General features: G+C 74.2%; 9 protein-coding genes. 6 read left to right on the top strand and 3 right to left on the bottom strand.

The genetic code is table 11. From position 1 onward, the window contains the following. The first annotated feature begins 49 nt into the window (after positions 1 to 49). Positions 50 to 646 carry an RraA family protein gene (locus B073_RS0136930; protein ID WP_026248077.1) on the top strand — a complete coding sequence of 199 codons (597 nt, stop codon included), beginning with the start codon at positions 50 to 52 and terminating at the stop codon, positions 644 to 646. 302 nt (positions 647 to 948) lie between these two features. Then, positions 949 to 1,995 (top strand): methyltransferase, encoded by a 1,047-nt coding sequence (locus B073_RS0136925; protein ID WP_018543085.1) that lies wholly within the window; start codon positions 949 to 951, stop codon positions 1,993 to 1,995. Positions 1,996 to 2,029: 34 nt separating this feature from the next. Here B073_RS0136925 and B073_RS42420 read toward each other — a convergent pair whose 3' ends face one another. Next, the gene (locus B073_RS42420; protein WP_018543084.1) at positions 2,030 to 4,675 is read right to left on the bottom strand and encodes a sensor histidine kinase; all 2,646 of its coding nucleotides are present in this window, start codon (positions 4,673 to 4,675) and stop codon (positions 2,030 to 2,032) included. Between the two features lie 255 nt (positions 4,676 to 4,930). Further along, positions 4,931 to 7,090, bottom strand: a complete 2,160-nt coding sequence (locus B073_RS0136915; protein ID WP_018543083.1) for an ArnT family glycosyltransferase — start codon at positions 7,088 to 7,090, stop codon at positions 4,931 to 4,933. 304 nt (positions 7,091 to 7,394) lie between these two features. Here B073_RS0136915 and B073_RS0136910 point away from each other — a divergent pair, with 304 nt between their 5' ends. Further along, positions 7,395 to 8,282 (top strand): RNA polymerase sigma factor SigF, encoded by an 888-nt coding sequence (locus B073_RS0136910; protein WP_018543082.1) that lies wholly within the window; start codon positions 7,395 to 7,397, stop codon positions 8,280 to 8,282. 162 nt (positions 8,283 to 8,444) lie between these two features. Here B073_RS0136910 and B073_RS0136905 read toward each other — a convergent pair whose 3' ends face one another. Then, the gene (locus B073_RS0136905) at positions 8,445 to 9,440 is read right to left on the bottom strand and encodes a helix-turn-helix transcriptional regulator (RefSeq protein ID WP_018543081.1); all 996 of its coding nucleotides are present in this window, start codon (positions 9,438 to 9,440) and stop codon (positions 8,445 to 8,447) included. 104 nt (positions 9,441 to 9,544) lie between these two features. On the opposite strand from B073_RS0136905, the gene B073_RS0136900 reads away from it, so the two are divergent. From B073_RS0136900 to B073_RS0136890, 3 genes are all read left to right on the top strand, one after another. Continuing rightward, positions 9,545 to 9,955, top strand: coding sequence for a DUF3224 domain-containing protein (locus B073_RS0136900; RefSeq protein WP_018543080.1), 411 nt, complete (start codon positions 9,545 to 9,547; stop codon positions 9,953 to 9,955). Positions 9,956 to 10,091: 136 nt separating this feature from the next. Next, complete coding sequence (locus B073_RS42415; protein ID WP_037814053.1) at positions 10,092 to 10,283, top strand: hypothetical protein; 192 nt, start codon at positions 10,092 to 10,094, stop codon at positions 10,281 to 10,283. Then, positions 10,280 to 10,768 (top strand): monovalent cation/H+ antiporter complex subunit F, encoded by a 489-nt coding sequence (locus B073_RS0136890; protein WP_018543078.1) that lies wholly within the window; start codon positions 10,280 to 10,282, stop codon positions 10,766 to 10,768. Before B073_RS42415 ends, B073_RS0136890 begins: the two co-directional genes overlap by 4 nt. Positions 10,769 to 10,866: the final 98 nt, after the last annotated feature.

The following is a 10,866-nucleotide window of genomic DNA, read 5'->3' as shown; positions in this document are numbered from 1 at the left end:
CCCCGCCGCGCCCGGCTCCCGCACCCCCGCGACGTCCGCCTTCCGGGAGATATCGCCGACCACCCTCGCGGACGTGCTGGGCCGCGGGCAGGTCATGGACATCGGCATCCGGTCGCTGTGGCCCGCGGTGCCGCGGGTCGCCGGGCCGGCGTTCACCGTACGCTGCCCGCCCGGAGACAACCTCATGCTGCATGCGGCCATCCACCGCGCGGAACCGGGCGCGGTCATCGTCGTCGAATCCGGCGACCTGGACTACGCGCTCGCCGGCGGCAATGTCTGTGCGGTGGCCCAACGCCGGGGAGTCGCCGCGTTCGTGGCCGACGGACTGATCCGCGACCTCGCCGAGGTGCGGGCACTGGGCTTCCCCGTCTTCGCCCGCGGGGTGATCCCGATTCCGGGGAGCAAGAAGGCCGTGGCACCGCTCAACGTCGAGGTGCGGTGCGGCGGTGTGGCCGTCTCCGCCGGGGACGTCGTCGTCGCTGACGAGGAGGGTGTGGTGGTCGTGCCCCGCGACCGGCAGGAGGAGGTCCTCCAGGCCGCCCGGGCCAAACTGGCCGAGGAGGCCGGCGAGACCCTCGACGACTGGGAGCAGGCACACCGCACCCGTATCGACACGATCCTGCGGGACGGCGGCTTCACCGGCTGAGGCGACCGGGCCGGCCGGGACGTGGGTCGGTCCCGCCGTCCGCGGCGCGACCGGCCGTCTTGCCGGGTGCCCCGCGCTGCGCCATTCTCGAATCCCCGTTGCTGACGGGGGCCGTTCTGCCGTTGCTGACGCCGCCGAGTGACCACAGTTGCCTCAACTTCCCCCGGCCCGGCACGTCAGAAGCGCCCTAGGCCGGAAGGCCGAGACGAAGATCCACACTTGGGCGGTGCCGGGAACGGGAGGACGCGGCAAGAGTGAGGGGCATCCGCCCGACTCGCCGACCATCTGCCCGGAGGCTGACGGTGAACACCCCCAACCCGACCGACCACCCGGACCTGACCGACGCCGCGGCGCACGCGGGGGCGGCCCATCTGATCGAGCAGGCGCTCGGTCACCTGTATTCCGCGGCGTTACGGACCGCCGCCCTGAACCACATCGCCGACCACCTGGCCGGCGGCCCCCGCACCGCCGCCGAACTCGCCCGGCTCACCGGCACCGACCCCGTCTTCCTACGGCGCTGCCTGCGCTATCTCGCCTCCCGCGAGGTCTTCAGCGAGGACGACCACGGCGCCTTCCACCTGACGCCGGCCGCGCAGTTCCTGCGCACCAAGGTGCCCGGTTCGCTGCGGGACGCGGTGCTGATGCTCACCGACGACCTCTTCGTACGCTCGTCGGGGGCGCTGGACGACACGATACGCACCGGTGCACCGGGCTTCGCCCAGGTCTTCGGCGCACCGTTCTTCGAGTATCTCAAGGGCGACCCCAGAACCCGGGAGCTCTTCGACGCGGGCATGGCGGCGTTCTCCGAGCCGATGGACGACCTGGTGGCCGGTGCCTACCCGTTCCCCGACCAGGGCACGGTGGTCGATGTCGGCGGCGGGCGGGGCGGGTTGCTGCGCCAGGTCCTGCTGCGTCATCCGGGCCTGTCGGGGGTGCTGTTCGACCAGGCGCCCGCCCTGGCGGACCACGTCCTGGACGCGCCCGGGCTGTCCGGCCGGTGGCGCGCCGAACCGGGCGACTTCTTCGCCTCCGTACCGGACGGCGGCGACGTGTATCTGCTCAAGCACGTCCTGCACGACTGGGAGGACGAGGCCGCCGTCCGCATCCTGAGTGCCTGCCGGCGTGGTCTCGCCCCGGGCGGCAGGGTCCTGGTCGTCGACTCCGTGCCCGAGCCGGGCAACGGCCCCCACCCGGGCAAGGCGCTGGACGTGGCGATGATGACGCTGGTGACCGGCAAGGAACGTGGCCCGCGGGAACTGGACGAGCTGTTCTCCCGCGCCGGTCTGCGCCGCACCCGGATCCTGCCCACGCCCACCTTCGCCTCCATCGTCGAGGCGGTGGAAGCGTAGGCGGCGGCCCCGTAGCGGGGGCCTCACCCGCGCACTAGTGCGGGTGGGCGGGGCGGCCGGCGGGCTCGGCCGGGGGCGCCTCGGCCGGAGCGCGGTGGAGCGGCGTGGTGGCGGCCGGCGCCGGTTCCGGGAGCCGTGCTTCCGGGGCGGCGGGCAGGGAGACGACCATGGTGAGGCCGCCGCCGGGCGTCTCCTCCGGGGTGAGCGTGCCGCCCATCGCCTCCGTCAGGCCGCGGGACAGTGCCAGGCCGAGGCCGAGACCGGTGGTGTTGTCGGTGTCGCCGAGTCGCTGGAACGGCTCGAACGCCCGCTCCCGGTCGGGGAGTTGGATGCCCGGGCCGCGGTCGGTGATCCGCACTTCGACGCGGCCGGCGAGGGCGCTGGCGCCGATCGTGACCGGGTGGCCGGCGGGCGAGTGGCGTACCGCGTTGGACACCAGGTTGGCGACGACGCGCTCCAACAGCGGCGGGTCGGCGAGCACGTCGGGGGCGGTGTCCAGCCCCTGGGCGAGGACGCGTCCGGGTGTCTGCGGGGGCGAGCCGGGGAGGGTGTCCAGAGCGGCGGGGAGCACGTCGGTGAGGGCGACGGGCTCCAGGTGCAGGGTCAGCGCGCCGGCCTGGAGCCTGCTCATGTCCAGGAGGTTGTCGACCAGGCGGCTGAGCTTGGCCAGTGATTCCTCCGCGGTGGCGAGGAGTTCCTCGCGGTCCTCGGGCGAGAAGTCCACCTCGCGGCTGCGCAGGGAGCTGATGGCGGCCCAGCTGCCGGCCAGCGGGGTGCGCAGGTCGTGGCCCACCGCGGCCAGGAGTGCGGTCCGCATCCGGTTGGCCGCCTTGACCGGTTCGATCTCGGCGGCGGCCTCGGCGAGCCGGGCGCGTTCGACGGCCGCGGTCAGATGCGCGGCGAAGGCGGTGAGCACCCGGTGCTCGGAGGCGGGCAGGCGGCGCCCGGTCAGCACCAGCACGCTGTCGTCCCCTATCGCGACCTCGGTCCGGTGGTCGGCGCCCGGTTCGCCGGGGGTGCCCACGGCCTGGGCGCCCCGGGCGGCCCCGCGCGCCCGCAGCTCGATGTGGTCCATGCCGAAGGTCTCGCGGGTGCGTTCCAGCAGGTCCGGCACCGCCCGGTCCCCGCGCAGGATGCCGCCGGCCAGTGAGGACAGCGTCTCGGCCTCCGCGGTCGCCCGGGCGGCGCGCCGGCCCAGGCGCAGCGAGCGGTCCACGATGGCGGCGACGGTGACCGCGACGGTGGTGAACGCGGCCTGGGCGACGACGATGTTGGCCTCGGCGAAGGTGAACTGGCCGACGGGCGGGATGAAGTAGTAGTTGAGGAGCAGCGAGGTGGTGATCGAGGCGAGCAGTGCGGAGACCACGCCGCCGATGCAGGCCACGCCCAGCACGGTCAGCAGGAGGAGCAGTGTCTCGCTGGTGGGGTTGAGCGACAGCGGGGCGGAGACGCCGCGCAGTACGAGGGTGAGCAGCAGGGGCAGCACCAGGCCGGCGATCGGCCCGGCGGCCCGGCGGATGCGCGGCAGGCCGCTGCCGGGGGCGGCCCAGATGCGGCCCTGGCCGGCGTATTCGTGGCCGACGGTGTGGACGTCGATGTCTCCGGAGAGTTCGACGACGGTATCCCCCACGCCGCGCGGGGCCAGCAGCCGCCGCAGCCGGCCGCGGCGGCTGGCGCCGACGACGAGCTGGGTGGCGTTCTGGGCGCGGGCGAAGTCCAGCAGGGCGGCGGGGACGTCGTCGCCGACCACCGCGTGGTAGGTGCCGCCGAGGCTCTCGGTGAGCCGCCGCTGGTCGGCCAGCGCGGCGGGCGAGGAGCCGGCCAGGCCGTCGCTGCGGGTGATGTGCACGGCAAGGAGGTCGCCGGCCGAGGAGCGGACGATCCGGGCGGCGCGGCGGATCAGCGTGGTGCCCTCCAGACCGCCGGTGAGGGCCACCACCACCCGCTCGCGGGTCTCCCACACCGGGCCGATGTCGTGCTCGTGCCGGTACTTGCGCAGCGCCTCGTCGACCCGGCCGGCGACCCACAGCAGCGCCAGCTCGCGCAGCGCGCTGAGGTTCCCGAGCCGGAAGTAGTGCGACAGCGCGGCGTCGACCTTCTCCGGCGGGTAGATGTTGCCGTGCGCCATGCGGCGCCGCAGGCCCTCGGCCGGCAGGTCGACCAGCTCGATCTGGTCGGCGCGGCGGACGACTTCGTCGGGCACGGTCTCGTACTGCGGCACCCCGGTGATCTTCTCGACGACGTCGGTGAGGGACTCCAGGTGCTGGACGTTGAGCGTGGCGACCACGTCGATGCCGGCGCCGAGCAGTTCCTCGATGTCCTGCCAGCGCTTGGTGTGCCGGCAGCCAGGGGCGTTGGTGTGGGCGAGTTCGTCGATGAGCACCACCTCGGGGCGGCGCTCCAGCACCAGGTCCAGGTCGAGTTCGGCGAACTCCGTGCCGCGACGGCTGCGGACGGCACGCGGCAGCACGGCAAGCCCGTCGAGCATCGCCTCGGTGGCCGGGCGGCCGTGGCACTCGGCGAACGCCACCACCACGTCCGTGCCGCGCGCGGTGCGGCGCCGGCCCTCGTCGAGCATCCGGTAGGTCTTGCCCACACCGGGTGCGGCGCCGAGAAAGACCTTGAGCCGGCCGGCCCGCGGCGGCCCGCCCACCGCGGAGCCCTCGCTCCCCCACCCCATCACGTACTTCCCTTCTGCAACACGACCACGCCGGCCGGCACCGCGCGGAACCTCTCCCGCGGTCTGTCACCGGCCGGCGCGCGCTCTTCTCCGCCGAGTCCTGCGAGCATCGTCACCGCGCACCACCGCAAACCGTGCGGCCGTGCGCGGACGTTGACGCAACCCTGACCCGACGGCGGCGCGGTGCGGGGTCGTCGGCGCCGCCACGCGGTGCATGGCCACCGCCTGCTCGGCTCCGGCGATGCCCGTACCCGGTCAGTGGTCCGCGGCGGACCGCGGCGTGCAGCGGTAGAGCTGGTGTGCCTGGCCCGGTACCCGGTCGCAGTGGGCGCGCACCCAGGGGGCGATGGCGCGGCCGGGGCCGGTCCGTGGACCGCCGAGGACGACGTACCGCAGCTGCCCGGTGGCGACGAGGTGGCGGAATCCGGACCTCGTCGGGGTGGGCGCGGTACCGGTGAAGCCGCCCATCGGGAGCACCGCGGCACCGGTGTACAGGATGTAGGGGGAGGCGGTGCGCCAGCTGGTGGTGGCGAAGAGGTAGGGGGCGCCGTCCCGGTGGGCCCGGGTGTAGGCGAGGAGTCGGCGCTGGGCGGGGGTCAGCGAGCTTTCGTCGGCCGGGTGGGGTGCGGTGGTCCTTTGGGTGGGCTTCTGGAGCGACGCGCTCGGGTGGGACGTGTCTCCGTGGGGCGCGCTGTGGCGCCGGATGGCCACCGGGCCGGTCGAGCCCATGCCGGAGTGGCCGTACGTCGGGTCGAGGACGGAGGAGGCCCAGGCTGCGGACGGCAGGAGCATCGCCACCAGGGCGGTGGCCAGGCCCAGTACGGCCGTCCGCCGGCGGACGGGCCGGGCGGGCGGGGCGTCCGTGCGGATGGAGCGCTCGGCGGCTCCCCGGCGGGCACGCGCTCCTCGACGGGCGCAGACCAGCAGCGCCAGCGCGCCCGCGCCCAGGGCGCCCGCGGCCGGCGCCAGCCACGGCAGATAGTCCGGGAACAGCGCAGCGATCGCCGCCGACCAGGCGACCGTGGCCCCCACGACCGTCGGCAACGCCCATGCCCGGGCCCGGCCGCCGCCCAGCCAGGCCCGCCAGAACTGCACCGTCCCGCCGCCGAACAGCGCCGCCAACGGGATGGCCACCACCCCCATGTAGTACGTGTGGCCGCCTATCGCCCCGCCGCTGAACACCAGGAAGTACGTGATCAACCACACGCCCCACAACACGAATCCGGCCCGCAGCGGATCCGTTCGCGGCCGGCCGCGCCGCCACCCCACCCCGCACACCGCCGCCAGTGCCGCGGCCGGATACAGCCAGCCGATCTGCGAGACCAGCGACGGGGCGAACATCTTGGCCCACTGCGCGAGGCCAGGCCGGGAGTGTCCGGTCGGCGGCGCCGCCGCGGTACCGGCCATGGTCGACACGGCGACGCTGCCGGTGTCCTTGGCGTCGATGTGCAGGTCGGAGAAGCGGTTGAGGAAGTTGTAGCCGACGACCTGGCTGACCGCCGAGTTGTCGGTCGTCCCGTCGACGTACGGCCGGTCCTGGGCGGGCGTGAACGTCACCAGCAGCACCCACGACGCCGACACCGCCAGGCACATCGCGCCCGCCGCCGACAGGTGCGCCAGCCGCCGCCGGAGCCCCGTCGGCGCGGCGAGCACATACAGCAGGCCGAGCGCCGGGAGGACCGCCCAGGACTCCAGCATCTTGGCCTGGAAGCCGAGCCCCACCCAGGCACCGGCGGCCAGCAGCGGACGCAGCCGCGCCGCGCGGGCCGCGCGCAGCGTGGCGTCGGCGGCCAGCAGGACGCACAGGGTGAACGCCGGGTCCTCGACCGCGGTGCGGAACAGCCCGGCGATCGCCGGCGTGAGGGCGAACGCGCCCGCCGCCAGCAGCGCCGCGCTCTCCCCCGCCCAGCGGCGGACCGCGCGGTACAGGACGGCGACGCTGAGCACCCCCTCGACGACCTGGGGCAGGGTCAGCGCCCACGGGTGGAAGCCGAAGATCCGCGCGGAGAGCGCCTGTGGCCAGAGGAAGCCCGGCAACTTGTCGATGGTGATCGAACCGCCCGGGTCGAAGGCGCCGAAGAGGAAGGCGTGCCAGCTCTCCGCCATGCTGCGCGCGGTCTCCGCGTAGAACGTGTGGAACACGCTGTGCTGGATGTCCCAGGCGAACAGCACGGCCGCCACGACGAGGATCGCCGACAGCACGGGTCTGGCGTACGCCGGCCGTGCCGACGGGCCCGGCCGCACCGAAACGATCCGGCCGAACCGCCGCCCGCCGCCCGTGCGCCCCGCCGATGCCTGACTCGCCGCCGCGGGGCCGGCGGCCGCCGCGGACCCGTCCGCCGCCGGGGACACGTTCCCCGCCGGGAACGCCTCCTCCGCCGAGGGCGCGTTCCCCGCTGAGGTGGTGCTGGCCATGGACGATCCTCCCTGGTGGAACTCACCGGTCGGTGTGCCAGATGGCCGGAGGCGCGACGGGGATCCACGGGCCGCCGATTGTTCAGCCAACGTTCAGCTGCCGCGACCGGGGCGGCTCGACCGGTGCAGCGGGGCCACGCCGTGCAACCGGCGGCCCGCCGGGAGCGCACGCGCCGCCGCACCACAAGCCCTGACCCATCGTCAAGATCTGGTATGGCAAAAAAGGTGGGGTGGATGTTTCGCCACCGGAACCAAGGGCAGACGGGCTCTACCGGACCATGATCCAAATTATGGGAGGGCTGTCATGACGACGGCAGTATCCACGCACACCGGGACGCGGCACGGCCCGAACCACCGGACCGCAAGCTCCGGCACCGGCGGGCTGCCGTACCTCGCGAACGCGTCCAAGGTCGCGCCGAAGGACGCCAAGGTCCTGTCCCGGCCGTTCTTCGAGCGCCTCGCGGAGCTGGAGGAGGGCACCCACGCGTATCAGTACGTGCGCAACACACTGGTCGAGATGAACCTCTCCCTCGTCCGCTACGCCGCCGCCCGGTTCCGCAACCGCGGCGGCGACCCGACGGAGATGGAGGACATCGTCCAGGTCGGCACCATCGGGCTGATCAAGGCGATCGACCGGTTCGACCTGTCCCGCGAGGTCGAGTTCACGACCTTCGCGGTGCCCTACATCGTGGGCGAGATCAAGCGGTTCTTCCGGGACGCCACCTGGGCGGTGCATGTGCCGCGGCGGTTGCAGGAGCTGCGGATCGAGATCGCCCAGGCCAAGGAGCGCCTGTTCGCCCGCCTCGACCGGGAGCCGACCGTCGCCGAACTCGCCGAGCACCTCGGACGGGGCGAGGAGGAGGTGATCGACGGCCTGATCGCCGGCAACGGCTACACCGCCGGTTCGCTGGACCAGCCCACCGATCCGGCCGAGGACGACTCGGCCCGCAGCCTCACCGACGCCCTCGGCGACGAGGACCCGCGGCTCCAGCTCGCCGAGGACCTCCACGCGCTGACGCCCCTGGTACGGAATCTGGACCGACGGGACCGCCGGATCCTCACCCTCCGCTTCGTCCACGAGAAGACGCAGTCCGAGATCGGCGAGGAGCTGGGCGTCTCGCAGATGCATGTCTCGCGGCTGCTCGCCCGCATCCTGGGCCGACTGCGCACCGGGCTGATCGGCCACCTCTGAGACCTGATGGGCCGTCACCGGCATCCGCGCCGACGGGCCGCTGGTCGTCACGGCGACGGGCCGGGGCAGGGTCGGGATTCATCGACGCCTACGCCGTCACCCGCGTCACCGGCCGGCCGCCCCGCCCCTTCGCCGCCTTCGCCAGCTCCAACACGCCGGATTTCACGGCGACATGACCTCCCGGGCAGCGGCGGTCGCCCCGTACCGGTCGGCGAGGGCGGCCACCGCCTCCGCGACGGCCCGGCGCAGCGGCGGCGGGCCGAGGACCTCCGCCTCCGCGCCCAGCCGGAGCAGATCGCCGACGGCCACGGCCGGTCCCTCGACCGGCATCTCGACCTCCGTCCAGCCGTCCGCGTCCGGCTCCCCGGCTTCCTCCAACGCCCGCCGGCCGGCGGCGCCGTAGTACATCGGCAGGAGCCTGCGGGCCCGCGGGGAGATCCGCAGCCGCGCCGTGTCCTGGTGCAGCGTGGCCTCCAGACGCCGGGAGGACTCCGCCCAGTAGGCCGCCAGATCGAAGCCGGCCGGGCGGGCGAACGCCTCGTCCGTGAGGTCCACGGCCAGGAACCGTGCGATCCGGTACGTCCGTACCGCCTCGTCGACCTGCGCCACCAGGTACCAGATGCCGCCCTTGAGAACGATGCCGAGCGGACGCAGCTCCCGGTGGACCTCGCCGCGCCAGCGCCGGTAGTGGGTGCGCAGCACCCGCTGCTCCCACACCGCCCGGGCGATCGGCGCCAGGTGGGCGACCGGGTCGGCGTCCCGGAACCAGGCCGGGGCGTCGAGGTGGAAGCGGTCCTGGATCCGCCGCGTCCGCTCGGCCAGTTCGGCCGGGAGCGCCGCCTGCACCTTCAGCTGCGCGGTCGCCAGCACCGCGCCCAGCCCCAGGTCGCGGGCCGGGCCGGGGGCTCCGGCGAGGAAGAGCGCGCCGGCCTCGGCGTCGGTGAGCCCGGTGAGCCGGGTGCGGTACCCGTCCATCAGGCGGTAGCCGCCGTCCGGCCCGCGGTCGGTGCGGACCGGGACGCCGGACGCGCCGAGCGCCTCGATGTCGCGGTAGATCGTGCGGACCGACACCTCCAGTTCCGCGGCGAGTTCGGCGGCGGTCATCCGGCCGCGGTTCTGGAGCAGCAGGAGCAGGGCGAGGAGACGGTCGGCGCGCATGGATCGATTCTCCCGCGGTACCTGACAGAAGATGTCAGGTACCGCGATCAGGATGGGGTCACATCGCACCGCACCAGCCGTGCGGCAGATCGAGAGGACACCCCATGCCCACCCAGACCACCACCGGCCGGATCAGCTACGCCAACTGGGAGGAGCACCCGGTCGGTTCGGACGCCACGAGCCCGCGCCTGGCCCGCGCCTCCGTCGTCAACACCTTCTCCGGCGGCATCGAGGCCGCCCGTACGAGCTGCGAGTACACCATCGTCTACACCTCGGACAAGACCGGGACGTTCACCGGCCTGCAGCTGCTGACCGGGCGGCTGGACGGGCGGGAGGGCACCTTCGTCGTGGCAGAGAACGGCGGCTTCGACGCCGACGGCACGGTGCACGGCACCTTCGAGGTGGTGCCCGGATCGGCGACCGGCGAGCTGGCCGGGCTGAGCGGCTCGGGCCGCTACCGCTGTCAGGCCGGGGAGCCGTCCTTCCCGTACGACTTCGGGTACCAGGTGGACTGATTCCCCACCGGACGGGCAGGCGTGGCTTGCCGCACCCCGTCGGAGTAACGCCCGGCGCGGTGACCGGGCGGCCTCCGGTACCCGTGTGAGCCTGGGGCCGGCGGCGGAGCCGGACAGGCCGGCGGGAGGTGTACGGATGGTTCGCCGGAGAGCGGTGTCGACGCTCGCGAAGGGCGGCGAACTCCTCGCCTGGTGGGCGGCGTTGACCGCATTGTGGATGGTGCTGATCTCGGCGGTCTACCCCCTGGAGTGGGTGGTGGGCGGGCCGGCCGCGCTGCTCGCCGCGGTCGCCGCCGGTGCCGCGCGACGGGCGTCCGGCGGCCGGTGAACGCCTGGACGGCCGCGGCCACGGCCCTGCTGCTGTGCGGGGCCGCGCCGGCGGGCTGGGGCGCCGCCACCGGTCCCGTGGGGCGGCGGGTGATCGCCCAGAACGCCGCTACCACCGCGCTCGCCCTGGTCGTCCTGCTGCTGGCCCAGGGCTACGCCCGGCCCGCGTACCAGGACCCGGCGCTGGTGCTCGCGGTGCTGGGCCCGGCCGGGACGCTGCTGTACGCGCGCCTGCTCGCGGACCGGTTGGCGGCCGGCCCGCCGCCGTCGCGTGCGCTGCGCGCGGTGACCGGCCTCAACTACGCCGCGGTGGTGGCCGTGGTGGTGCCGCTGGCCGTGGCCACCGGGCCCGGGCGGGCGCTGGCGAAACTGCTGGTCATCGGTGGGCTGTTGGCGCTGGGGAGCGCGGTGGCGGGCCGGGCGGTGGCGGCCGCCGGAGAAGCGGGGCACGGGCCGGCGGCCCACCGGACCAGCGCCCATGAGTGACGAGAGGAATCTCAATGATTGTGTCAAGCCGCCTGCGTGACCGGTGGGGCGGAGGTGAAGAGCCTCTTGTCGCGCAGCATCGCCCAGAGGACGTCGAC

The sequence above is a fragment of the Streptomyces sp. MspMP-M5 genome (assembly GCF_000373585.1).
Lineage (GTDB): Bacteria > Actinomycetota > Actinomycetes > Streptomycetales > Streptomycetaceae > Streptomyces.
The sequence above is the reverse complement of the archived record's forward strand: the minus strand, read 5'-3'. Positions and strand labels throughout refer to the sequence as shown.